Source organism: Acinetobacter sp. ANC 4862 (assembly GCF_004336635.1).
Lineage (GTDB): Bacteria > Pseudomonadota > Gammaproteobacteria > Pseudomonadales > Moraxellaceae > Acinetobacter.
The window spans coordinates 1-25,787 of record NZ_SJXH01000043.1 but is presented as its reverse complement, the minus strand read 5'-3'; the positions used below and the strand labels follow the sequence as shown (position 1 = coordinate 25,787).

The 25,787-nt window shown below is 42.0% G+C and carries 22 protein-coding genes and 3 pseudogenes; 17 read left to right on the top strand and 8 right to left on the bottom strand.

Features of this window, described 5'->3' with window-relative positions; genetic code table 11:
- Positions 1-215, top strand: a 215-nt coding sequence (locus E0409_RS14675) for a transposase domain-containing protein (protein WP_131292047.1), incomplete at its 5' end; no start/stop codon positions are given.
- Positions 216-246: 31 nt separating this feature from the next.
- The gene (locus E0409_RS14670; RefSeq protein WP_131292045.1) at positions 247-1,185 is read left to right on the top strand and encodes an IS110 family RNA-guided transposase; all 939 of its coding nucleotides are present in this window, start codon (positions 247-249) and stop codon (positions 1,183-1,185) included.
- Between the two features lie 1,442 nt (positions 1,186-2,627).
- On the opposite strand, the gene E0409_RS14660 is transcribed toward E0409_RS14670, so the two are convergent.
- Complete coding sequence (locus E0409_RS14660) at positions 2,628-4,073, bottom strand: spinster family MFS transporter (protein ID WP_131292043.1); 1,446 nt, start codon at positions 4,071-4,073, stop codon at positions 2,628-2,630.
- Positions 4,074-4,264: 191 nt separating this feature from the next.
- On the bottom strand, positions 4,265-6,376 hold the full coding sequence (gene paaZ / locus E0409_RS14655; protein ID WP_131292041.1) for a phenylacetic acid degradation bifunctional protein PaaZ: 2,112 nt from the start codon (positions 6,374-6,376) through the stop codon (positions 4,265-4,267).
- Between the two features lie 261 nt (positions 6,377-6,637).
- On the opposite strand from paaZ, the gene paaA reads away from it, so the two are divergent.
- The 12 genes from paaA (at position 6,638) to E0409_RS14595 (ending at position 17,711) form a co-directional block, all read left to right on the top strand.
- Complete coding sequence (gene paaA / locus E0409_RS14650) at positions 6,638-7,582, top strand: 1,2-phenylacetyl-CoA epoxidase subunit PaaA (RefSeq protein WP_131292039.1); 945 nt, start codon at positions 6,638-6,640, stop codon at positions 7,580-7,582.
- Between the two features lie 31 nt (positions 7,583-7,613).
- On the top strand, positions 7,614-7,904 hold the full coding sequence (gene paaB / locus E0409_RS14645) for a 1,2-phenylacetyl-CoA epoxidase subunit PaaB (protein ID WP_004279183.1): 291 nt from the start codon (positions 7,614-7,616) through the stop codon (positions 7,902-7,904).
- A 17-nt stretch (positions 7,905-7,921) separates the two neighbouring features.
- Positions 7,922-8,677, top strand: coding sequence for a 1,2-phenylacetyl-CoA epoxidase subunit PaaC (gene paaC, locus E0409_RS14640; protein WP_131292037.1), 756 nt, complete (start codon positions 7,922-7,924; stop codon positions 8,675-8,677).
- 28 nt (positions 8,678-8,705) lie between these two features.
- On the top strand, positions 8,706-9,206 hold the full coding sequence (gene paaD, locus E0409_RS14635; protein WP_131292035.1) for a 1,2-phenylacetyl-CoA epoxidase subunit PaaD: 501 nt from the start codon (positions 8,706-8,708) through the stop codon (positions 9,204-9,206).
- Positions 9,207-9,281: 75 nt separating this feature from the next.
- Complete coding sequence (locus tag E0409_RS14630) at positions 9,282-10,340, top strand: 2Fe-2S iron-sulfur cluster-binding protein (RefSeq protein ID WP_131292033.1); 1,059 nt, start codon at positions 9,282-9,284, stop codon at positions 10,338-10,340.
- 42 nt (positions 10,341-10,382) lie between these two features.
- Complete coding sequence (locus E0409_RS14625; RefSeq protein ID WP_005104871.1) at positions 10,383-11,153, top strand: enoyl-CoA hydratase-related protein; 771 nt, start codon at positions 10,383-10,385, stop codon at positions 11,151-11,153.
- The gene (paaG, locus tag E0409_RS14620; protein ID WP_131292031.1) at positions 11,153-11,944 is read left to right on the top strand and encodes a 2-(1,2-epoxy-1,2-dihydrophenyl)acetyl-CoA isomerase PaaG; all 792 of its coding nucleotides are present in this window, start codon (positions 11,153-11,155) and stop codon (positions 11,942-11,944) included. Before E0409_RS14625 ends, paaG begins: the two co-directional genes overlap by 1 nt.
- 3 nt (positions 11,945-11,947) lie before the next feature.
- Entirely contained in the window at positions 11,948-13,501 is a 1,554-nt protein-coding gene (locus tag E0409_RS14615; RefSeq protein ID WP_131292029.1) for a 3-hydroxyacyl-CoA dehydrogenase, read from the top strand.
- 12 nt (positions 13,502-13,513) lie between these two features.
- Complete coding sequence (gene pcaF / locus E0409_RS14610; protein WP_131292028.1) at positions 13,514-14,725, top strand: 3-oxoadipyl-CoA thiolase; 1,212 nt, start codon at positions 13,514-13,516, stop codon at positions 14,723-14,725.
- 60 nt (positions 14,726-14,785) lie between these two features.
- Positions 14,786-16,078, top strand: coding sequence for a phenylacetate--CoA ligase PaaK (gene paaK / locus E0409_RS14605; RefSeq protein ID WP_131292026.1), 1,293 nt, complete (start codon positions 14,786-14,788; stop codon positions 16,076-16,078).
- Positions 16,079-16,141: 63 nt separating this feature from the next.
- Complete coding sequence (locus E0409_RS14600; protein ID WP_131292024.1) at positions 16,142-17,083, top strand: PaaX family transcriptional regulator; 942 nt, start codon at positions 16,142-16,144, stop codon at positions 17,081-17,083.
- A gap of 28 nt (positions 17,084-17,111) precedes the next feature.
- Complete coding sequence (locus E0409_RS14595; protein ID WP_131292022.1) at positions 17,112-17,711, top strand: DapH/DapD/GlmU-related protein; 600 nt, start codon at positions 17,112-17,114, stop codon at positions 17,709-17,711.
- A 304-nt stretch (positions 17,712-18,015) separates the two neighbouring features.
- Here the strand turns inward: E0409_RS14595 and ppk1 are convergent, their stop codons facing one another.
- Positions 18,016-20,097: a polyphosphate kinase 1 gene (gene ppk1 / locus E0409_RS14590; RefSeq protein WP_131292020.1), complete on the bottom strand. Its 2,082-nt coding sequence runs from the start codon at positions 20,095-20,097 to the stop codon at positions 18,016-18,018.
- Positions 20,098-20,302: 205 nt separating this feature from the next.
- Between ppk1 and E0409_RS16795 the strand changes: the two are divergent.
- Positions 20,303-20,563, top strand: a pseudogene (locus E0409_RS16795) (hypothetical protein).
- Positions 20,564-20,884: 321 nt separating this feature from the next.
- Here the strand turns inward: E0409_RS16795 and E0409_RS14580 are convergent.
- Positions 20,885-21,066 (bottom strand): annotated as a pseudogene (locus E0409_RS14580) (FAD-dependent oxidoreductase); the annotation flags it as partial.
- An 88-nt stretch (positions 21,067-21,154) separates the two neighbouring features.
- Here E0409_RS14580 and E0409_RS14575 point away from each other — a divergent pair.
- Both E0409_RS14575 and E0409_RS14570 read left to right on the top strand, forming a co-directional pair.
- A protein-coding gene (locus E0409_RS14575) for an IS3-like element ISAba21 family transposase (RefSeq protein WP_131292018.1) occupies positions 21,155-22,320 on the top strand; the annotation gives its coding sequence in 2 pieces (ribosomal slippage) (positions 21,155-21,413 and positions 21,413-22,320; 1,167 coding nt in all).
- A gap of 100 nt (positions 22,321-22,420) precedes the next feature.
- Positions 22,421-23,341 (top strand): MBL fold metallo-hydrolase, encoded by a 921-nt coding sequence (locus E0409_RS14570; protein WP_252151826.1) that lies wholly within the window; start codon positions 22,421-22,423, stop codon positions 23,339-23,341.
- 261 nt (positions 23,342-23,602) lie between these two features.
- Here E0409_RS14570 and E0409_RS14565 read toward each other — a convergent pair whose 3' ends face one another.
- The 4 genes and pseudogenes from E0409_RS14565 to E0409_RS14555 form a co-directional block, all read right to left on the bottom strand.
- The gene (locus E0409_RS14565; RefSeq protein ID WP_131292016.1) at positions 23,603-24,301 is read right to left on the bottom strand and encodes a DUF1826 domain-containing protein; all 699 of its coding nucleotides are present in this window, start codon (positions 24,299-24,301) and stop codon (positions 23,603-23,605) included.
- 67 nt (positions 24,302-24,368) lie between these two features.
- Positions 24,369-25,100 carry a Fic family protein gene (locus E0409_RS14560; protein ID WP_131292014.1) on the bottom strand — a complete coding sequence of 244 codons (732 nt, stop codon included), beginning with the start codon at positions 25,098-25,100 and terminating at the stop codon, positions 24,369-24,371.
- Positions 25,101-25,334: 234 nt separating this feature from the next.
- Positions 25,335-25,412, bottom strand: a pseudogene (locus E0409_RS17095) (multicopper oxidase domain-containing protein); the annotation flags it as partial.
- Positions 25,413-25,527: 115 nt separating this feature from the next.
- On the bottom strand, positions 25,528-25,787 hold a 260-nt coding region (locus E0409_RS14555), incomplete at its 5' end, for a transposase (protein WP_131292012.1).

Here is a 25,787-nt window from a genome sequence, read left to right as displayed (position 1 = left end):
GTCCCTGGGCGTTGGGGCGCAAGAACTGGTTATTTGCAGGTTCGCTGCGTAGTGGTCAACGAGCGGCCAATATCATGACTTTAATCCAGTCAGCAAAGCTGAATGGGCTGGATCCGTATGCCTATTTAAGTGATGTGCTGAAAAGGTTGCCAACACATAAAGTGACCCAGATTGAAGAATTACTGCCACACCGCTGGAAACCCAACTCAAATTAAAAAATAGCTATGGGGTTCAGCGCACGCTTACATTGATTGCTGTTTAATTTTAGAAAATTCTGCAAGTAAAAAGAAAACCAAAACTTTTTCAAATACACCAAAAGGTTTTGAGCAACTTCAAACCTGGCTAAAGCAGCATGCTGCAACTTCTACGCAGACCATTATCTTAATGGAAGCCACATCTATTTATCATGAACTCTTGGCTAAATATTTATTTGATGCGGACTATCAAGTCTGTGTAACCAATCCTGCCAGAGCTCGATATTTTGCTCAGAGTATGTCTAAGCTGAATAAAACAGACAAGGTGGATAGTGAAGTTCTAGCTCGATTTGCGATGACTGCCGATCTACATTTTTGGCAACCTTTACCCCAACATATTCAATTTCTGAATGCTTTGCTAGATAGAAGAGCTGTGCTTTGTGAAGATTTACAACGTGAAAAGAATCGTTTGGAAAAAGCAGAGTCTACCTTCACGATGGAACCTGTACTTCAGTCTATCCATAAGAGTATTAGGCAGTTAAACAAGCACATTCAGGGTATCGACCAGCAAATTGATGCTCATATTGATCAGAATCCTGATTTAAGAAATGATAAAGAACTGCTCAGCAGTATTCCAGCTATTGCAGATCGAACCAGTTTATTAATGCTCAGTTTCTTGCGCAGCCATACTTTTGAAAGGGCTAGTCAAGCGGCCGCCTTTGTTGGCTTGGTCCCCATTCAAAAGCAATCGGGTAGCTCCATTCATGGCAGAAGCCGTTTATCCAAAGCGGGCTCTTCCAAAATACGTGCCGGTTTATATATGGCAGCCATTGTCGCAACTCGGCATAATCCCCACATTAGAGGGATGAATGAAAGGTTATTGGCCAATGGTAAAACCAAAATGATGGCGATTGGAGCTGCGATGAGGAAGTTGGTTCATCTTTGTTATGGTGTACTCAAACACCAACAACCTTATCAAGCGGATTATTGAGCATGAATTCTCAATAATTTGCTTGACGTTTCAGACGGTATCTCTTTCATAAATCAACAAATGATCTTCTTTTTGGCTGATGTTTGGACTTTGTCATAAATTTTAGGTGCTATATTTTCTTCATTTCAAAGAAAATAACACGCTAAAAAGAACTAAAGGGTACTCAAATAGTGGCCCGCTTAATACCACTCCGCTTAAGCGAGCTTTTTATTGATTTTTTAAATTGAATTTAAAAGTAATGTTTTGCCAATGATTGACAATTAATTGTATATAGAATACGCGCCATAGAATCTATCGCTGTAGTTTCTGATTTTTTAGTTTTGCCTCCCACCCTCGGGAGGTATTTTTTTTGCCGGAAATAAAAGAGACATACATGCTCCAATTCTTAATGTGCTTATTTGGCTTACATGGTGTCACTGAATTCGATTACACGGTTGATAATGAAGAAATCAAAATGTGCCGGAATTGTTTGAAGCAAGTTAATTAACAACCAATCAAAAAAATACGATTAATTGTAATAATATTTTTTTGTTTTCATAATGTTGAAATGATTTGATTATATATTTAGTGAAAATAAAGAATAACTGAAAAATTCTAAAGTTTCGGCGCAAATCAAAACTGTTTAATTTGGGAGAGTTAAACAGTTTTTTTTATTGAAAGATATTTGTATTTTCTTCCCTGTCGAACGTATTACGACATATAAACCCCTTCATTAACTTGTCGGGGTTTTTCTTTTCTTATTGGTGGTAAATATGCGAATGAGACGTTTAGGTCTGGCAATCTTAGCTGCCTCAATTGGAAGGGGTGTGATGACGGCAAGTAGGGATCGGCTAGCTAATAGCACTGGTTTTTTAATGCTCGAATATTTTCATAACTTTTTACTTATTTCATTAAAGTATTGTTGATGAAGATTCGCATCATGAAGTATAAAAAAAGAACAATAAAAGCAGGAGGGAAAGGTAATGGATACAATAGCCATATTGGAAATATTGGTAACATCATCTTCAGCTGTTCCTTAATATGTAGTCAAACATAGTCAAGGACTAATTCGCACTCTGTTAATGTCTTGTTTCCAAGCTTGTAACTAGAGCCTGAGTCGGTCAGTTCCGACTTGTAGCGATCAGTCCGTTCTTGCAATACACGCTTTACCTCTCGGTAAGGTGTGTAACGACTTATCTCAGGGTCGTTTAATCTTGCAAGCACGTTTCTCGCAGCATTCCAGTCTGCTTGCACAACTTCCCCATTGAGGCGGTAAAAACGATCCCCCTTGCGTGTGCCGATTAACAGCCCATGCAAGAAAGAATCACTTTGCGAAGTGTACGCAGCATTAACCAAATGCACCGCAGAACCTCTACGGTGGAGCTAGAGTCTATTGAGAATTAACGCTCGTTAATTCTCAACAGACCTTAGAGAGGTAATATTTAAAGATTTAAAATTGGAGCTTAGAAAGTTTTATCCAGTTTTTCAAACTTCATGCTTTCTCGATAATATTTACAGCCTTTGTACAGTAAAAACATTCCAATTACACCTGCGACAGCATTCACAATTGAAATGGAATTTCCCACCATTACGGTGTTTTGGAAATATTTATCAGTAATTAAAGCAACGGCTGTGGTTCCTACCCCAAGGGCAATCATATTTGAGATAAGCAGGAATTTGGCAGAAACTTGTGCACGTAGTTGGTTTGGTGTCAGCATTTGAGTTGCGGCTGCAGATGCCGGAATCGGGAATGTTGAGAAGAACATAGCCACAGATATCAGTGCAAATGATAAATACATGTTGTCGACCTGAGTAAACAATACACTTGGAACAATTAAGGCTGCACAGCCGATTGCACCGGCACGGATAGCAGCATCACTGTATCCACGTTTAGAGAAGAAGTCGATCAGCCAGCCACAGAATAAGGCACCAGAGGTATTCGCCACTAAAATGATGCTACCTAAGATATAACCAGTTTGGCTTGCATCAAGGCCGAAGTTACGCATGTAATAAGCAGGTGCCCAACCCAGAAGTGAATACAACATCATGGTATAAAAAGAAAAACCAATAAAATGACAGAAGAAAGTCTTTTTATGCGTCTTAATAAAGCCAATCGAGTTCTTGAAGGAAGCCTTAACAACCTGACCATCTTGACCAACTTTCATACCCTTACGAGCAGGTTCACGCACCGTCAGCACCATGAGAAGCGCAAGCAATACACCGGGTAAGCCCACAATCATAAAGGTGAGTTGCCAGGTCTTCACTTCACCAATCACCGGTAAAGCCACGAAACTGATGTCTTTTAATAGCCCAATCACATAGCCGCCAATCAGGAAAGCTAAACCTGAACCAATAAAGGCGCCAATGGCATAAACACCGAGTGCACGGCCTAATTTTTCTTTAGGAAATAAATCGGCGACAATCGAATAAAATGCTGGGGAAAGTGCGGCTTCACCTGCACCGACACTCAAACGTGCCAGAAACATTTGAATGAAGTTTTTACTTAAACCACAAGCTGCTGTGGCAAGACTCCAGAAAGCAATACCTGTCGCAATAATTTTAATTCGGGACTTTCGATCCGCCAGCGCGGCAATAGGAAGACCCATAATCGCATAAAATAACGAGAAAGCGAGTCCTTGCAATAAGCTGAACTGGGTATCACTCAGCATTAAATCGGCTTTAATCGGCTCAATCATTAACGATAAAATTTGACGGTCTACAAATGACAGAATGTAAGCCAGCATACAGATCACCACCACATACCATTGATAGGTACTACTTTCTTTGGGCGGCTGAGTCTGTTCAGAAACAGGCGAGCCTGTGTCTACAGAGGTAGGCTCAAAACTTTGATTTTCGGGTTGAAGCGTCCTTTCAACCATTTCTATGTCCAGCGATTTATCATTCATCATGCAACATCCTATGTTGATCGTTTGAGATATCTTGATACTTATAATATTAATATTGTTTTTATTGTGTATCGTATTATCTAATCTAGAGTTTAAATTTATTTGCGTCAATCAATTTCCACAAAAGGATACAAATAAATTTATATAATAAAAAAAAGGAATCATAATGATTCCTTTTTTTTGAGTTTGAATTTTTAGCCACGTTCAACCAGGGTTAAAATATCATAGGTTGCAACCAGCTTATTGCGCTGATTTTTGACTTTAATATCCCAGACCACCACACCATGTGGTTTTTGTGCCGGATCACGCAGTGCTTTCGGGGTTTTCTGCTTACAGGTCAGTTCCACCTGAAGGGTATCACCAATTTTCACAGGTTCCACAAAGCGCAAGTTGTCCATGCCATAGTTGGCAATGACCGGACCTGGAGCGGCATCAACGAATAAACCGGCTGCAGCAGACACCACGAAATAACCATGCGCCACACGTTCACCAAACAGGGATTCTGCCGCAGCAATTTTGTCCATATGCGCATAGAAGAAGTCACCACTCAGACAACCAAAGTTGACCAGATCGGCTTCTGTCACGGTACGTCGCGCAGTCAGCAAACGTTCACCGATACGCAATTCATCAAATGATTTTTTAAAAGGATGCACGCGGTCTTCAAAGACCTGAGCTCCAGCCGTCCAGCTATGGCCGACTTGGGTCATAGCATTTGGCGAGCCTTGAATCGCAGTACGTTGCATATAATGTTTGACTGCACGCAAGCCACCGAGTTCTTCACCCCCACCAGCACGACCCGGTCCACCATGAACCAGTAAAGGTAATGGAGAACCATGTCCGGTACTTTCTTTGGCACTTTCTGCATCCAGAATATGTACACGACCATGCCATGGCGCAATTTTGCTGAGCAGTTGTTCAATATTTTCATCGGTATTGCGTACAATGGATGCTACCAGACTACCTTCGCCACGTGCGACCAGGTCAGCAAGCTGAGCCAGGTCAGTATACGGCATTAAAGTCACCACAGGCCCAAAGGCTTCGACCTTATGAATGTTTTCTGCCTGAGCCGGCGCTTTGCATACCAAAATTGTAGGTGGATAACATGCAGACTTTTCAGCGCTTTGTACTTGAAGAATAAAGTCTTGACGCAAGTGGCTACCGAATACAATCTCTGCATCTTGGCTCAGCTGTTCAACTTTTGCCGCGACATCATGTTTCTGTTTGACGCTGGCCAAAGCGCCCATGCTGACGCCTTCTTGAGAAGGGTCACCGACAACTACTTTTTTCAATTTTTCAATCAGGCGACTTTGTACTGTATCCAGCAGCTCGGCTGGAACAAAGGCACGACGAATGGCGGTACATTTTTGTCCGGCTTTTGTGGTCATTTCACGGAAAACTTCACGGACAAATAAATCAATACTTTCGTCATTGGCCTGCTCAGTCAAAATCGCACTGTTGACCGAGTCTGCTTCCATGGTGAACGGAATCGAGTAGGCATTTAAGTGTGGATGCGAACGCAGTTTTTGCCCTGTTGAAGCAGAACCGGTAAAGGTGACCGTATCTTGAGGATTTAAATGATCAAATAAATCATAGACCTGTCCGCAAATGAGCTGCAGTGAACCTTCTGGCAAGAAACCGCTTTCATGAATGGTTTTAACCACGGCATGGGTCAGCTGGGCACCTTCAGTGGCCGGTTTGACAATACAGGGTACGCCTGCCAACAGTGTAGGTGCAATTTTTTCCAGCATGCCCCAGATTGGAAAGTTAAAGGCATTGATATGCACGGCGACACCGGCTTTAGGCGTCAGAATATGTTTCGCGCCAAAGCTACCTTGCTTAGAAAGAGGAATCCAGGCATCTTCGACCAGTGCTGTTTCATCACTCAGTTCGCGACGCACCAAACTCGAATAGGCATATAAGGTGCCAATCCCGCCTTCAATATCAATCCAGGCATCTTTACGGGTACAGCCTGTCGCCTTGGTAAGCTGGTAAAAGTCTTCTTTGCGTTCCATCAAATACTGTGCCACTTGCTTCAGTGCATTGGCACGTTGATGGAACGTCCAGCTGGCAATAGTCGCGCCTTTTTGTTTGGCATACTTCACCACGGCTTGGGTATCGATGCCCTGACTGCCGACCTGATAAACAGCTTCACCGCTAATGGCATGATAAACCGTACGTAAATCGGCTTGAGCGGTGTATTCCTGACCATAGACCAGTGAAGCTAAGCTTTTGATGGAAATAGGATTATTTTGTGACTCAGTATCTTGATAATCCATTGCGCTTGAGCCGCTATCTAACTCTAACATTGTAAAACTCCATTTATGATACGTTTTGGGAAGTATTTTAATTTTGATGTTTCATAATTTGTGATTAAAAAGCTGAAATGTCAATCACAAATGTGTGTTTAAAAATGATTAACAATAAAATAAAAAATATTTAAATATATAAAACATACACTTACTCATAATATGCTTTAAAAATTAAATGATACTAATAAATATATATTGATTTTAATTGTGTATCGTTTTAATTTGAATGTATCAACACTTGGGATAAGTGAGGGAACAATGAATAATCAACAACAAATCTTTGATCAAAAGATTGAAAAGGATATTTCCATAGAGCCGAAGGACTGGATGCCGGATGCTTATCGTAACACCTTGATTCGTCAGATAGGTCAGCATGCACACTCTGAAGTGGTGGGCATGTTGCCAGAAGGCAACTGGATTACCCGTGCACCGACTTTAAAACGTAAAGCCGTGCTGATGGCAAAAGTCCAGGACGAAGCCGGTCATGCGTTATATCTGTACAGTGCTGCAGAAACCTTGGGTGCGGATCGTGACGACATGATGGATAAACTGATTGCCGGTCGCATGAAATATTCTTCAATTTTTAACTATCCAACCCTGAGCTGGGCCGATGTTGCAGCGATTGGCTGGCTGGTAGATGGTGCAGCAATTGTCAATCAGGTTGCGCTTTGCCGTACTTCTTACGGTCCTTATGCACGTGCCATGGTGCGCGTCTGCAAGGAAGAGAGTTTCCATCAGCGTCAGGGCTTTGAAGCCATGATGGAATTGGCCAATGGTACGCCGGAACAAAAGCAGATGGCACAGGATGCAGTGAATCGTTTCTGGTGGCCGGCACTGATGATGTTTGGTCCAAGTGATGATAATTCACCGAACAGTGCACAAAGTATGCAGTGGAAAATTAAATTATTCAGCAACGATGAGCTACGTCAGAAATTTGTCGATAACACCGTGTCGCAAGTCTTACAGCTGGGTTTAACCGTTCCAGATCCAGACCTCAAATTCAATGAAGTAACCGGACATTACGAATTTGGTGAAATCAATTGGGATGAGTTTTTTGCGATTCTTGCAGGCAAGGGACCTTGTAACCATGAGCGTATTGAAGCACGCCGCAAAGCTTGGGAAGGCGGCAAGTGGGTACGTGAGTCTGCAGCAGTTTATGCTCAAAAACAGCAGCAACAGTCAGAAGCACAAAAAGTTGCTTAAAACAGTTTGATCAATATAGGGAATTTTGCTCATGAATAATAAAAACAACTGGTCACTTTATGAAGTGTTTGTCCGTAGTAAACAGGGTCTGAGTCACCGTCATGTCGGCAGCCTGCGTGCACCGGACGAGGAAGTCGCACTACAAAATGCCCGCGATGTGTATACCCGCCGCAATGAAGGCATCAGTATCTGGGTGGTGAAATCTGAATTGATTACCTCTTCACAGCCAGATGAAAAAGCAGAATTTTTTGAACCCGCTTTGGACAAGGTTTATCGCCATCCAACCTTTTATAACATTCCAGCTGGCATCGAGCACATGTAAAGGGAAAGGTGAAGAGTATGACAAATCAAGTATTGGCAGAATTTCTTTTACATGTAGGTGACAGTCAACTGATCCTGTCACATCGTTTGGCAGAGTGGTGTGGTCATGCACCTGAACTGGAGCTGGATATTGCCTTAGCCAATATCGGACTGGATTTATTGGGTCAGGCACGTACTGCACTCAGCCTGGCAGGTGAAGTGGAAGGGCTGGGCCGTGATGAAGACAAGCTGGCTTATTTCCGCACCGAACGTGAATACCGTAATTTGCTGCTCTGTGAACAGCCGAATGGTGATTTTGCCCAGACTCTGGTGCGCCAGTGGTTGATGGATCACTATCACGCTTTATTGTTTAGCGCTTTAAGTCAAAGTCAGCCTGCTGAGTTGGCTGCCTTTGCAGTGAAGTCACTCAAAGAAGTGAAATATCACCAGCGTTTTTCCACCACCTGGATGGAACGCTTAAGTTTAGGTACAGCAGAAGCACATGAAAAAATCCAGCAAGGTTTAAACCAGTTATGGCGTTTTACCGAGGAACTTTTTGTACTGACGGCTGATGAAAGACAGTTGGTCGATAGCGGTGTCATTCCAGATATTGAAAATTTAAAAGCCCAGTGGCTGGAGACGATTACAGCCGAGTTAGCTCGATTTAAATTAAACCTGCCAGAGCTGGGTGCTTATCGCAGTGGGGCTAAACAGGGTTTACATACAGAGCATCTCGGTTTTGTTTTGGCTGAACTGCAATACATGCAGCGCTCATATCCAAACATGAGCTGGTAATTTAGCATAATCACAGGGAGTGAGTCGCATGAATCTGATTCGACACGTAGAAGATCAATGTTGGGACGTTTTGCAGCAGGTTTCTGATCCAGAGATTCCGGTATTGTCAGTGATTGATCTGGGCATGATTCGTGGCGTCGAGCTGAATCAGCAGGATGAAATTGTGGTGCGACTCACGCCGACCTATAGCGGCTGTCCGGCCACGGATTTATTAAAAGCAGAAATTACCCAGGCTTTCGAGGCCAACGGTTTGACGCCGGTCAAAGTCATTGTGGATCTTTCTCAAGCCTGGACCACGGACTGGATGAGTGAATCGGGCAAACACAAATTACAGCAATATGGTATTGCCCCGCCGCAAGGTCAGTCACATAGCTGTGGTACGCATGTGGCATTGGCCGATGGCATCAGCTGTCCACAGTGCTTAAGTAATAACAGCAAATTATTAAGTGAATTCGGTTCGACCGCCTGTAAAGCTTTATATCAATGTCGGGACTGCTTAGAAACTTTTGACTATTTCAAATGTATTTAATTGTAACGATTGCGCGGTGGGCAGGGTAAACCAATAACAAGCCTGAACACCGCCACCTAAAAGAAGGATTTTGCCATGAGCCAATTTATACCATTAATCATTAAATCGATTCAGCCACAAACCGAGCAGGCGATCTGCATTGCCTTTGATCTCACGCCTGAGCAGTTGGATACTTTTCAATATCAGCCGGGTCAGCACCTCACCATTCGTCATTTAACCGATGACGGCGAGCTGCGCCGCTGTTACTCAATCTGCAGTGATACTCAGGAAGACATGAGTATTGCGATTAAAAAAATTGATCAGGGTCAGTTTTCAACCTGGGCCAATGAGCATCTCAAAGCGGGTGATGTACTGGAAGTCATGCCACCGCAAGGGGTGTTCTTTCAGAAAGCAGCCAAGGCAGGTGGCCAGAATTATTTAGGATTTGCAGCAGGCAGTGGCATTACGCCAATCTTATCGATTGTAAAGTCGGTGCTGAACCGTCAAGCGGATGCAATATTCACTCTGGTATATGGCAACCGTTCATGGAAACAGACCATGTTTTCTGAACAGATCATGGATCTGAAAGACCGTTTTAAGGAACGTCTGCAACTGGTGAATATTTTTTCACGTGAACTGAATGACAGTGACATCTTTAACGGTCGTATCAATGCGGACAAATTGCAGCAGCTGTTTCAGGCCAATCTGATTTCAGCCGACACTGATCATTATTTTGCCTGTGGTCCTGAAGAAATGATGGCAGCGGTCGAAACGGTATTACCGACTTGGGGCATTCAGCGCAGCAAGATTCACACTGAACGCTTCAATACGGGTACTGCACCGAAAGCAACCGCCCAGCAGATGGAAAGCCGTAGCGAAGAACGCGTCAATATTGTTCTGGATGGTCGCGAGCTGATTGTTGAAGTCTCCAAACAGGATGACAGTATTTTAGATGCTGCACTACGTGCCGGGGCAGACCTGCCTTATGCCTGTAAGGGCGGGGTATGTGCAACCTGTAAATGTAAGGTGTTAGAGGGACAGGTTGAAATGGCTGTGAATTACAGTCTGGAAGAAGATGAAATTCAAAAAGGCTATGTGTTGAGTTGTCAGGCACGTCCAACCACGGCCAATGTCCGACTCAGTTTTGACGAATAAAAGCTGAATTTACAGCACTGCGAGCATAGCAGGAGTTCAAGGATGACCTACATTAAAACCAGCTCACCCAAGCCAGGTGTGGTACTGATCGAGCTGAATCGCCCAGAAAAGCGCAATGCCTTAAACAATGCCACCTTGCAAAACATTGCAGCCTGTTTACAGGACTTGGAAACAGATGCTGCTGTGAAAGCCGTGGTCATCACCGGAAATACGCAATGCTTTGCTGCCGGTGCTGATTTAAATGAGCTAGCACAGTTAGATGTGGTTAGTATCCAGCAGGATCAGCGCCCACTGCTTTGGAAAAAAATTGATGAATTTTCCAAGCCTTTAATCATGGCCGTGAATGGTTATGCTTTTGGTGCAGGTTTCGAGTTGGCTTTGCATGGCGACATGGTGCTGACTGGAGAAAATGCCCAGTTTGCCTTGCCTGAAATTGGTTTAGGGATGCTGCCGGGTGCCGGTGGAACACAGCGTCTGGCCCGTCTAGTCGGTCAGCAATTAACGATGCGCTGGGCCATGACCGGTGAAATGATTTCGGCACAGACCGCATTGCAACATGGCATTAGCAGTCAGGTTTGTCCGGCAGGACTGACCGTGCAATACGCACTGGAATTGGCAGAAAAAATTGCCAAGCAGGCACCGCTGGCCATTCGTGCCATCAAGCAATCCTTAAAGTCGATTCATGAAGTGACTTTAAGTCAGGGACTGAAACTTGAACGTCAACATTTTGTCTGGCTGGCAGCGACCCAAGATCGTCAGGAAGGCATCAATGCATTTTTAGAAAAAAGAAAACCAGAATTTAGAGGTGTGTAATGGATTATCAAACAATTATTGTCGAAGAAAAAAATGCAGTGGGCTACCTGACTTTTAACCGTCCAAAACAGCTCAACAGCTTTAATGAAACCATGCATCAGGAAGTCTCCAAGGTCATCAAGGCCTGGGCCAAAGACAGCCGGATTCGTACCGTGGTGATTTCAGCCGAAGGCCGTGGTTTCTGTGCCGGTCAGGATCTGAATGATCGTGTGGTCGATCCGAATGCCGATGCACCGGACTTAGGCCTGTCGATTGAAAAATATTACAACCCTTTGATCAAGCTGATTACCGAAATGCCAAAACCGGTGATTTGTGCGGTGAATGGTGTGGCAGCAGGGGCAGGCGCCAATATTGCCTTGGCTTGTGACATTGTGATTGCAGCAAAATCAGCCTCATTTATTCAAGCCTTTTGCCGTCTAGGTTTAGTACCAGATTCAGGCGGTACCTGGTTCTTGCCGCGTCTGGTTGGCCGTGCTCAAGCGATGGGTCTAGCGATGCTCGGCGATAAAATTCCGGCTGAGCGCGCAGTACAACTGGGCATGATCTGGCAGGTGGTTGAAGATGAGCAACTGCAAGCAGAAGCGAAAAAACTGGCAGAGCATTTGGCACAGCAACCGACCTATGGTCTGTCCCTGATCAAAAAAGCCATTCATGCCGCAGCCGACAATAATCTGGATGAGCAGCTCATTCTGGAACGTGACCTGCAACGTCTGGCTGGACGTTCAAGCGATTATAAAGAAGGTGTACAAGCCTTTATGCAGAAGCGTACCCCTGAATATAAAGGATGCTAAATCATGCAGCAGATCAATTTAGAACAAGTCAAAGTTGCTGTGGTCGGTGCGGGAACCATGGGGATTGGTATTGCACAACTGGCAGCCATGCACGGGCATCCGACCTATGTGTTTGATCTCGATAGCAGCAAAGTTCAGAGTGCCTTAACTGCTTTAGAGGCGCAGCTCAGTAAGCGGGTACAGAATGGCAAAATGACCCAGCAATTGCTGGAGAGTACCTTCGCCAATCTGATCGTGGCAGAGGATATTCAGCAGCTTGCCGATGCGGGCTTAATTATTGAAGCCATTGTCGAGAAGAAAGAAGTGAAGCAAAACCTGTTTCAACAGCTGGCTGCCATTTGCCCGGAACAGACAATTTTTGCTTCCAATACTTCCTCGATTTCCATTACCGCAATTGCCTCGGCGATTCCGAATCCGGAACGGGTGATTGGCCTGCATTTCTTTAATCCGGCACCGGTGATGAAACTGGTCGAGATTATCCGGGGGCTAAAAACCTCAGAGGCAATTGCCGATGCCGCATTTGCGCTCATGGCATCTTGGAAAAAAGTCCCGGTGAGAGCCAAATCTACACCCGGTTTTATCGTGAACCGTGTCGCACGGCCTTATTATGCCGAAGCTTTCCGTGCCTTGCAGGAAAATGCCACCACACCGGAACAGCTTGATTTCATCATGCGCGAATGTGGCCGTTTTGCCATGGGACCGTGTGAACTCACGGACTTGATTGGTCAGGATGTGAATTTATCGGTGACACAAAGCGTCTATCAAGAGTTTTTCTATGAGCCACGCTACCGCCCGTCCTTGATTCAAAAAGAACTGGTCGATGCTGGCTGTTATGGCCGCAAGTCCGGTCAGGGTTTTTATGATTACGCTCAGGCCAAGCCTGCACCAGTGTATGAATTGCCAGTATGTTATGCCAAGTCGCTGAATAAGCTCAAAGTCACGGTAAAAGGTGAATGGCTGCATTCATCAGCACTGATTGAACGTTTAAAACAGGCATCTCATGTGGAACTGAGTTTTCAGGCGGCAGAACAGAATGAAATCCTGATCGGTGATCTTTCCCTGCGATTATCGCTTGGCGAGTCGGTTGAACTGGCTTATCCGCATGACCCAGTGGTGTTGATGGACTGGCATGCAGATTGGGCTAATGCCCAGGCGATTCCAGTGGTGGCATCACCGGCTTGTAGTGAAGAACAGCGCCAAGCGGCAGAACTATTCCTAATAGGTATGAATGTGATACCAATTTGGTCTAAGGATCATCCAGGTCTTTATGTTATACGTAGTATCGCCATGCTGGTGAATGAAGCCTGTGAAGCCGTATTGCATGATATTGCATCAGAACAAGATATTGATTCTGCTATGAAATATGGTGTGAATTATCCTTGTGGTCCATTTGAGTGGACAGATAGAATCGGATATTACACAATTTTACAAATTTTAGAAAATATGTATCATATTTATGGTGAAGATCGCTATAGAACTAGTATATATTTAGCAAAGAAAGCGGTGCAGGGACATGCACAGAAAACTCAGCAACACCCATTACGCGTAGCTGGCTAATAAGGAAGAATCATGGAACAGGTTTATATTTTTGATGGAATACGCACCCCGATCGGATGTTATGCCGGTGGACTGAGCAGTATCCGTAGCGATGATCTGGCTGCTTTGCCAATTCAGTATCTGAAAGATCAGTATCCTGCATTGCCATGGGCAGAACTGGATGAAGTTATTTTGGGCTGTGCCAATCAGGCCGGTGAAGATAACCGTAACGTTGCGCGTATGGCTGCTTTACTCGCAGGGCTGCCTGATTCTGTTCCAGCGATCACCGTGAACCGCTTATGTGCCTCAGGTCTGGATGCAATTGGACTGGGAGCACGTGCCATCAAATCGGGTGAAGCACAATTTGTTTTGGCGGGTGGCGTAGAATCCATGAGCCGTGCGCCTTATGTGCAATCCAAACCCACGACTGCCTTCAGCCGTATCCCTGAAACTTATGACACGACGATTGGCTGGCGTTTTATCAATCCAAAATTTAAAGCGCAGTTTGGCGTCGACAGCATGCCGGAAACTGCAGAGCATGTGGCCGAGAAATATCAGATTAGCCGTGAAGACCAGGACCTGTTTGCCTATCACAGTCAGCAGAAAACTGCAGTAGCACAGCAGAAGGGTATTTTTGCCGAAGAAATTCTGCCGGTAGAGGTCAAAGGTTCGAAGAAAACCACTCTCACCATTTCCCAAGATGAGCACCCGCGTGCAGAGACTACGCTGGACAATCTGTCAGCATTAAAAACACCATTTCGTAAAGAAGGCGGTTCAGTCACCGCCGGTAATGCTTCGGGTGTCAATGACGGTGCAGCTTGCGTATTGCTAGGGAATCAGCAGTTTGCCGAGCAGTATGGTTTGAGCCCAAAAGCCAAAGTGATCGGGATAGCCAGTGCCGGTGTTGAAGCCAAATATATGGGCATTGGGCCGGTGCCAGCCGTGCAGAAAGTCTTGAAGCAGACTGGCCTAAGTCTGGAACAGATGGATGTGATTGAACTGAATGAAGCTTTTGCCGCGCAGTCACTGGCAGTGATTCGTGAACTGGGTCTACAAGATAATGATTCGAGAATCAACCCGAATGGTGGTGCTATTGCCTTAGGCCATCCTTTAGGTATGAGTGGTACCCGTCTGGTGATCACGGCCATGAAAGAACTAAAACGTCGTAATGGAAAATATGCACTCTGCACCATGTGTGTTGGTGTAGGACAGGGAGTTGCACTGATTCTAGAAAATATGGATTAAGAACAGCATTCAATTAATGAAATAAATCGTGGTCAGGATGACTGCGTCAGGAGTAAGAATATGAATAACAATGCAATGGAAAAAATTGAAACGGTATCGGTTGATGAATTACGCAGTGTTCAGCTTCAGCGTATGAAAAAGACCCTACAGCATGCTTATCAGAACAGTCCGGTTTATAAAAAGAAATTTGATGATGCTGGTGTGCATCCGGATGATTTCAAATCACTGGAAGACCTGGCTAAATTCCCGTTTACCACCAAACAGGATCTACGCGATAACTATCCGTTTGGTATGTTCGCTGTTCCACAGGAACAGATTGTACGTGTGCACGCATCTTCTGGCACCACCGGTCAGCCTACCGTGGTTGGTTATACCCAAAATGATATTAATGTCTGGTCTGATGTGGTGGCGCGTTCTCTTCGAGCAGCCGGCTTGAGCAGCAAAGATATCATTCAGGTGTCTTATGGTTATGGTCTGTTTACCGGCGGTCTAGGTGCACATTATGGCGTTGAACGCTTGGGCGCAACCGTGATCCCGATGTCCGGTGGACAGACGGAACGTCAGGCGCAGCTGATTCATGACTTTAAGCCGACTGCACTGATGGTCACCCCATCTTACTGCCTGAATATTATTGAGGCGCTTGAGAAAAAATTTGGTACAGCCAAAAACTGTTCGATTAAAACCGGCGTATTTGGTGCAGAGCCATGGAGCAATGAAATGCGCAAGGAGATTGAAGAACGTCTGGGCATTGATGCATTGGATATTTATGGTCTGTCAGAAGTCATGGGACCCGGCGTGGCGATGGAATGTCTGGAATCTAAAGATGGCCCAACTATCTGGGAAGATCATTTCTATCCTGAAATCATTCACCCTGAAACCGGTGAAGTGCTGCCGGATGGTGAGCTGGGTGAGTTGGTCTTCACCACCATTACCAAAGAAGGCATGCCGGTGATTCGTTATCGTACCCGTGACTTAACCCGTTTATTGCCAGGCACGGCACGTACCATGCGCCGAATGGATAAAATTGTTGGTCGAAGTGATGACATGATGATTATCCGTGGTGTGAATGTATTCCCGTCACAGATTGAAGAGCAGATTTTACAGATCCAGCAACTCATCCCTAACTACCAAATCCATATTTGTAAACATGGACATATGGATACGTTGCATATCCGTACCGAAATGCGTAAAGATAGTAGCGATATTATGGCGCATCAGCTGGCGACTCAGCTTAAGGGCCAGATTAAAACCATGGTCGGGATCACAGTGAGCGTCGAAGTGCTGCCAGAAGGCAGTCTGCCACGCTCGGAAGGTAAAGCACAACGTGTGTTTGATATCCGCAAGTCTGCATGAAGTTCTATTGGATGATAGCCAAATGGTCTATCATCCAGTTTTTAAAAGGTAAAGTTAAACGAAATGAATCCGAAATTAAAACAAATAATCGATGACTTTATTCGCAATGAAGCACTGAGCGGGACTTCATTAATCATGACCATCTTTGGTGACTGTATTTTTCACCGCGGTGGCATTATCAGTCTTGCCAGTTTAATCCAGTTGATGGACGTATTTAGTTTTAACGAGAGATCCGTTCGTACTGCCGTGTTTCGCCTGGTTCAAAATGGCTGGCTGGTCTCGGAGAAAATTGGCCGCACCAGTTATTACCGCGTGACCGAAAGCAGCCGCCAGCGCTTCATTATGGCAGATCAAAAAATTTACAGTTTTACTCATCAGGAATGGAATCAGAAATGGGATCTGGTGCTGCTGAGTTCGGTTGAACTGGAAAATAAACTGCTATTAAAAAAAGAACTGGAATGGCTAGGTTTTGCCAATATTGCCACCAATGTCATGGCCTATCCGGGTTGTGATCACCACAAACTGCAAAACTTGCTGTTAAATTTAAAAATGACAGAGCAGGTGGTGGTATTTAAGGCAGAAGCCTTACTATTATGGCAAGAATCTTATCCAACCGTGAAACGTATGGTAGAGACGAATTGGCCGGTTCAGGAGTTGCATCAGCGCTATGAAAAATTCATCGGTGTGTTTAGAGAGTTCTTTCATTTAGTCGAAAATGAAGATGAACTCGAACCGGTACAGGCCTTTCAACTGCGAATTTTACTGATTCATCAATATCGTCGCATTTTATTAAAAGATCCAAATCTGCCATTTGAATTATTGCCATCAAACTGGTTATCCATCAATGCCCGAAACTTAAGCAGTAACTTGTATCAAACCGTGGTGGCTGCGGGTGAAGAATTTTTCATGGATATCGCACGGACTTCAGAAGGTTCCATGCCGCCTGTACATCCACAGTTTTATAAACGCTTTGGTGGTTTGCGGCAGGAAGAAATTAGCTATTAAAGCAATCAGATTTTAAAGGAATAAAACGATGCCTTGTTATGCCATAGATGGTGTGGTCCCTGTTGTCAGTCCTCAAGCTTATGTTCATCCGACTGCGGTGCTGATTGGGGATGTGGTGATTGAGGCCGGGGTCTATATTGGTCCTTTCGCGGCCTTAAGAGCCGATTTTGGTGGAATTCGTATTCAGAAAAATGCCAATGTTCAAGATTCATGCACCATTCATGGTTTTCCCGACAGTGTGACCTTAGTGGAAGAATATGGTCATATTGGACATGGCGCAATTTTACATGGCTGTATCATTGGCAAAAATGTGCTGGTGGGAATGAACAGTGTCATTCTAGATGAAGCAGAAATTGGCGAAAATACCATTATTGGTGCCAATAGCACGGTCAAAGCCAAAGCCAAGATTCCTGAAAATTCACTGGCACTCGGTAGTCCAGCCAAGGTGATCCGTAGCTTGGAAGCAAAAGAAATTGCATGGAAAACTAAGGGCACCGAGCAGTATATACAGCTTGCAGAACGCTGCCTTTCGTCTATGTATGAGATTGAGCCTTTGTCAGAAGATTCAGCAGATCGACTCACTTATAAAGAATTTAATGCGGCACATGTACTGAAGGGAAATAGTTAATTTTTTTCCATTGCAGCATTGCTCGGTAAGGCTTTTAGCTTTGACCAGTGTTGATCATTCAGCATTGTACGGTGCATAGCGAGAGGTAGATTTGGTTGAGTGATTAAATTCCACTTTCTCGCTATTTTTTAAACAACACATGTCAACAGCCCCTTGTTAACTGAATGGTCGTGACATGAATCGGAAATGTAAGTCGCAAATAGAAATAACAGGAAAAAGCCCAGATCTAGTATCTGGGCTTCATATAATTCGTATTAGATTAATTTTTCTTTATTTTTTATCAAAACTAGATAACTAAAACAGTTCAGGATTTGGTTTTAATTTCCCTTTGAGCTATTAAGTATTTTTGAGCCATAAACTTTTCCTCATTCTCTTTCGGCTGTGTCAAAGTCCATTGGCTATTCGCATCAAGTTCCCAGGCTCTTGTATTATCTTTTAAATAGCTAAGCAGGCCATCTTGGATAATCTGTTTTTTAATTTTTTTATTCTCGATTGGAAAACAACTTTCAACTCTCGAAAATAAATTTCTTCCCATCCAGTCGGCGCTGGCACAATATAATTTTTCTGCACCATTATGATAAAAATAATAAACACGGGTATGCTCTAAATATCTTCCTACAATGGAACGCACTGTAATATTTTCAGACAGGCCTTCAACTTGTGGTCGTAAACAGCAAATTGAACGAATAATTAAGTCAATTTTTACCCCGGCTTGTGACGCTTGATATAAGGCCGAGATCAGTTGAGGCTCGGTTAATGCATTCACTTTAATAATAATACGCGCAGGTTGGCCTGAAAGGGCAAACTGAGTTTCCTGTTCAATATAGTGTAAAAGCTGGTCATGTAAGGTAAATGGCGCATGAAATAATTTTTTCAGTTTGGCCATTCGTCCCATACCAGTCAGCTCTTGAAAAATCTTATGCACATCTTCTGCTATATCATCATCTGTGGTGAGAAGTCCATAATCTGTATACATTTTGGCATTGCCAGCATGGTAGTTCCCTGTACCCAAATGCACGTATCGACGCAGGTTTTCACCTTCTCTACGCACGATCAAAATCATTTTTGCATGGGTTTTGTAGCCAACAATGCCGTATACCACTACAGCACCTGCTTCTTGTAAAAGATTGGCTACAATAATGTTTGATTCTTCATCAAAACGGGCACGAAGCTCAATGATTGCAGTGACTTCTTTACCATTTCGCGCTGCTTCTACCAGGGCTTGGACAATTTCAGAATCGGGACCACTTCTATATAAGGTTTGTTTTATTGCTAAAACATGCGGGTCTTTTGCTGCTTCTCTGAGTAGATTAATCACAGGCTGAAAAGAATCAAAAGGATGATGCAAAAGAACATCTTCTTTTTTTAATACATCAAAAATTAGACTCTGATTGCGTAGCGCTTTGGGAATAACAGGCTGAAAGGGCTTGAAGTTAAGTTCTGGAATATCAAAATCGATAAAGAAACGGGTTAAATTGACCGGCCCATTCACTCGATAAAGTTCTTGCTGGGTCAGATTAAACTGTTCCAATAAATAATTATTCAGTTTGTCTGGACACTTTTGATCGACTTCCAATCTTACCGCACGACCAAACCGGCGAGATGAAAGTTCATCTTTCAAGGCGATCGCAAGATCATCTACATCTGCTGCTAAAGTTAAATCTGCATTTCTTGTCACGCGAAACTGGTAGCAACCTGTAGCAGTCATTCCAGGAAATAGATCATTGACATAATATTGGATCATGGCAGACAGCAAAATATAATGTTGCTCACCTTTAGGACATAATTCATCCGGTAACCGAACAACACGAGGAAGAGATCTAGGCGCAGGAACAATGGCTAAATCTATATGACGGCCAAAAGCATCTTGACCTTCTAATGACACGATAAAATTAAGACTTTTATTGACTAAGCGTGGAAATGGATGAGCAGGGTCTAAGCTTATTGGTGTTACAACTGGCTGAATTTGTTTGAAAAAGTAATTTTTAATCCACTCGTGATGGCGTTCTAAGATATCGTTAAACTGAATAAATCGAATGCCGTAATTTTGAAGTTCTGGCAATAATGTTTGATTTAAAATTTTATATTGTTCTTCTACCGCACGATGTGCTGTTTCTGATATTTGTTGCAAAATCACTTCATTGGGAATGCTATCAGGAGCGCTGGTGATCAATTTAAGGTCGAGCTGCTTCATTAAGCCTGCGACTCGAATCTCAAAAAATTCATCTAAATTACTTGAAAAGATAATTAAAAACTTGAATCTCTCCAGTAAAGGATGACAGCTATCTTTTGCCTGTGCCAAAACACGTTTATGAAATTCCAGTAATGAAAGTTCACGGTTTATATAGGTATGAGAGTTATGTAAGTTTTTTTTTGCAGCCGACATAATAAATACTGTTCTTCTAACAAGCCTGATTTGACTCGGCAGGGATATTAAGAACAAATTGTGACAGAAATATTACAAATTCACTTTTACTTAGACTAAAAGTTAAAATTAAATAATTGTAATTAAAATATATTTTATTCATATTTTATTTTTATAAAGTGTTCTCTATATAGACAATAAGCTGTAGATAATATGAACGTTTCCCGTGCGTGACTTATATCAAGTCATTGAAAATAATATAAAAGAAATATTTCAAGTCAGGCATTCATGGGATATAAATTGTTTTCAAAATTGATGAATGATCCTAAATTTGCCTCTGACATAGCGAATTCTGCTTTGAGTACCACAAAAAGAAAACATAGAAATAAAAATTACGTTAGATAAATATCAACTTCAATTTGGAAAATGTAATTTAATTTATGTTCCCCCTGAAGTTCACTTCATAATTTTATTAATGAATAATTAATAATGATTTTAATCATTTAGCTTAACTTAAATGCGTTGTTTTAATTTAATAAGTTCATGAACTTACTATGAGAAGTAATAATTTTTAGGATTGAGAGGGTTGGAAGGGTAAAAATGGATAAATCTATACGATTTTAGACTTTAAGTTTCAGATTTTATTAAATTTCAAATCTGAGTTAACCTGCCAGCATCTTTACCATAGCTTTGATAAGATGTTAATTTTTTGAGGAAAGGTTTACTTCATTAAAAAATAAAGAAGTTGAATGAAGATCTTCTTCATTCAACTTATAAAGTTCAGCCAGTTTTCTTCTGACAGAATTTAGATCTTGGTTTCTTCAGGTTTTAGAATCACGTCTTTGGGCAGTGATGGACGTTCATAAGGCAGATGTTTTCATCACCGATCAGAAAGATCTTACATTCATACTTCTGGCCACGAAGTTCTAAAATCGCACTTGCACCTGCCTGGCCAGCACCGACAATTACGATAGTTTCGATGTTGCTGATGTAATTAAGCTTTTAATTCTGCTGATGTGTGCTGAGAAAACAGGAGGTTTTAACTTGGTAAACTATAGACACTCATCAGGAGTTTACCATGAGCAAGAAACAGAAGACTTACACCGCAGAATTTAAAGTTGAAGCAATAAAATTGATTGAAGCCAATCAAGGCAATGTATCGGAAACAGCCAGACAACTTGGCATTTCAATGCAAACTCTTTCAAATTGGAATAATAAAGCAAAGACTGGCACCTTAGCAGGCACTAAACAATATTCACCTGATCTAAATGCCTTACTCGAAGAAAATAAAAAGCTCAAACAACAGCTCAAAACAGCTGAAATGGAACGTGAATTTCTAAAAAAGGCAGCAGCGTACTTTGCGAAAGAAAGTCAGTAAGGTACGCCTATATGAAACAGCAAAGACATTTATTCCCGATTAGCTTTATGGCTAGATTACTTCACGTTTCAGTGTCACGATTTTATGATTGGCTAAAACGAGGCATGAATAAAAGATTGGTTCAGCGAAATCAACAGACAATTTTGGTCAAAATAGCTCATGAGGAAACTAAACAAAGCTATGGCTATATTCGATTAACTAAGCATTTACAAGCGCAAGGTATCAAAATCAATACGTATGCTGTACGTCAAATAAAAAAGCTCAACCAGCTGTATTGTAAGCGTCATAAGCGTTTCAAAAGAACTACGAAGAGTGATCATAATCGAGCGATCTACGCAAATTTACTAGAGCAACAGTTTTCAATGACTAAGCCCAATCTTGCATGGTCAAGCGATATTACATACATTTGGACTGCTGAAGGTTGGTTATACTTGGCAGCAGTAAAAGACCTGTACACGAAACAAGTGGTTGGCTATAGCTTAAATGAGCGTATGACCGCACAACTTGTTTGCAATGCACTGACTATGGCGATTCGTAATCAAAAACCAACGAAAGGCTTAATTATTCATTCGGACAGAGGCAGCCAATATTGCAGCCATGAATATCGAAAGATACTGGAAAAATGTGATTTTCAAGGTTCAATGAGCAAACGTGGGGACTGTTACGATAATGCACCGATTGAAAGTTTCTGGGGCATACTCAAGAATGAATTAGTGCATCATTGCAACTATAAAACCAGAGATGAAGCTAAAGCAGATATTACAGAATACATTGTGTTATTTTATAATCAGCGAAGAATTCAAAAGAGTTTGGATTTTAAAACGCCAAATCAAATAGCAGAGAACTTTTATCGGTTAGCTGCCTAGCATATCCCAAGTGAAAGTCTCCTGCTAATTCAGCACATATCATACCCCTACATTTGTTTCACAAGGGAGGAGCAAAGCAGTAACGAGTAATAATGAATACTTGCACCTTGCGAGCACCCATCCTGCCCGTATTTCTCCAAATAAAGATGAAATGCGTGTAACTTTATTGGGAACAGGTAGTCCTGTACCTAGTGAACAACGTTTTGGTATGTCTACATTGGTACAAGCTGGAGGATATAATCTTGTTTTTGATGCAGGGCGAGGAGCAGTCATTCGTTTAACACAAGCAGGTATACCGCTAGGAAAGGTGGATGGTGTTTTTTTAACCCATTATCATTCCGACCATGTAAATGGTCTTAGTGATATGTGGATGACAGGGTATATACCTGCTTTTGGAGGTCGTCAAGGTGATTTTAATGTATATGGACCAACTGGCGTCCTTGCTTTAGTAGAAGGGTTGAAGATAGCCCATGCAGATGATATTCGAGTGAGAGTAGCAGATGGTGAGCTAAAAAAAGATACCACTAATATTGTTGCTCATGAATTTCCTGCTGAAGGCGGTGTTGTTTTTAATCAAAATGGCGTAGTCGTCACTGCCTTTAAAGTTGAACATGACCATCATGGTGCGATTCAACCTGCCCTAGGTTATAGGGTGGATTATGCTGGGCGTTCAGTAGTGATAAGTGGTGATACAATTCCCACTGCTAATGTGCTTAAATGTGGCAAAGGTGTTGATTTATTGATACATGAAGTAGCAGAGTTTCAAGATATTCATGCCGTGCAACAAGTGTATGCTCATCATACTAATCCTCGAGAGGCAGGTGAAATTTTTAATCAAACTAAACCTAAAATGGCAGTATATAGTCACATTGTAAATGGAGTTTCGTCTAAAATTATTGGTATTCCTGATGAGGTGTTAATCCAACGGACTAAGGTAAATTATCAAGGTCCATTAGTAGTGGGTCGAGACTTAATGAGTTTTTTATTAACGCCTACTAAAATAGAGACGTACACACCTTAATTTTTCTAAGTCATCTTTATTCCGATCTAGACAATTCCTAAGCCCAAAATCCAAAGTTTTTTGTGTGAGTAAATTTTATATACAAACAGGTGTTTTTGTTTTAGCAGAATAAAAAAGCCCTCATTGGACGTCACCAATGAGTAAGCATCGGTGAAACCCGCTTGACTCAAGAAGGTTTCCACCGGTGTGGCAGCAACTCTTCAATCTGGCTCATTTTCTGCGTTTAGGGATCCTATTCACCACTATATATCGAATAAATATTTAACAAATTAATAGCAGTCTATACTCACCATCTTTTTCAGCAGGAGCTCTATGAACACAGGGTAAGGCTTGTTGCATTGGATGATCTACAGCCAGGCGCCAAAGATGTCCTGAGCCCAAATTCACAGGTTTTGTATTGGGTTTAGGCTGATAATGCAAGTCGAAGAAATTATCTTCTAAGAAAGTTTCAAATTCAGATTCTGGGCCGTCATGTAATTTTTTGAGTTTTGCCCTGATTTCTGTAATCAAAATCTTTTGCTCAATCTGATCATGGGGCAGGATATCAGTTGCAGGGCCATAGTAGGTACATAAAAAAGTATCCGTTTCAATGGGTGAGCGATCAATATGATACGAATATACATCTGTTGAAATGAAATCTAGCTCTTCATCACGTTCATAACTTTTCAGCAAATTCAAAGAAGGGGATGCACCAAAATCAGTTAAAATCTGCATATCCTTTAAGATAATTTCCCTTGCTAGATTCCCTTTTTCTGAAAGTTTCAGGGCTAAAAGGTCTTCAACAGAAACTCCTGTAATGTTCTCTTTTAATTCAAGTTTAGCCATTATCTCTTTAAAGTCGCCAACCAAATTTCTATACCAGCAAATGGCATTCATATCTCCTTGAAAATTCGAATTTACAAGTTCAGAAAAAGTAGAAACTACTCTAATTTGGTTGTTGTCAGAAAGTTTATTCTTCATATTAGAACTAAATAATGGGCTACCCCACCTCTCTCCTAGAAATTTTTTGTCTATTCTTAGATAAATATCAAATATCCAAAACTATCTGATAAGGCTTAAAGCCTTCTAATACAGCATCTGCAACTAATTGAATGAAAGGTTCAGTTTTGCCATGAGCCATCCATTGATCGAGAGCATCATAGTAGGCCAAACGATTTTCAACTTTAATAACACATGGTGGATAACCAGATTTCATTAGCTCTAAGTTCATCAATAAACGTGAAGTACGGCCATTGCCATCAATAAAAGGATGAATACCGACAAAATCTGCATGCACCTTAGCTGCTCGTTCAATTGGGTGAAGTTGGCTTGCTTCAGAATTATACCAATTTACAAACTGAGCCATTTTGTCAGCAAGTAAAGTGTAATCAGGTGGAGTTGTCGTGGCACCTGAAATTAGTACATTTTGTTGTCTGTAACGTCCTGCATTATCATCATCAATATTTTTAAGAATCAGTTGATGTATGTTCCTGATTTGCCATTCAGAAAAAGGTTCTTGTTTCTTGATTATGTCTTCAACGTAATAAATAGCATTTCTATGGTTAATTGCTTCGAAGTGCTCTCTTAATGCCTTCCCACCAACAGTTATACCTTCTAACACAACTTTGGTTTCTAATAGAGTAAGTGTATTCCCTTCAATAGCATTGGAATGATAAGTCCATCGTACAATAAGGTCTTCTTGTAAATTTTTTACTATTGCAGGTGGTAGGGGACGATGCTGATCTAACTTATTTTTTAAATCATCAATAATTTCAAACATTACCTTGTCCCTGAATGTGTCTAAAAGAATGATACATCAAAAAAGAATATCAAAGAAATGATACGTTATATTATAATATTTTATAGTGCTCTCAATGTTGGTATAATCGATACGTCATTTCAAATCCTGAATTGGATTTGAACAAGATTTTAAAGTGATTCAATCCACTAAATCTAATTTGGGTCAATGAATATTTATAAAATTGTATTTAAAATTAATTAGTTGGGTTCTGAGTTCAATTGACGCCATTACCCAAGTTGATGAAAATAAACCAACTCCAATTAAGAGTATATGACTTAACTTTTTTGACATTCTATCTCACCTTTAGAAAGGCCAAGATTGAAGTAATAAAGCAAATATTTAGTATTAACTTTAATACTTCTTTCTCGCTATTTATAAAATTATTTATTGCTACTAGGGCGTGTCATCAATTAAGCCATATCATGATTGAGGCAAGGTAGATCGCTGACAGGAAGTTTTGAGCCAATTTATCATAGCGCGTAGCAATACCTCGATACTGCTTGAGCTTGGCGAAGAAGTCCTCGATCAGATGTCTTGCCTTATAAAGATGTGGGTCATAATCACGCTGATCAATCGCGTTACTTTTGGACGGCATCACAATCTGACCATTGATCTTATGGATTGGATCAATCACCCGATCCTTGGAATTGTAGGCTTTATCCATGA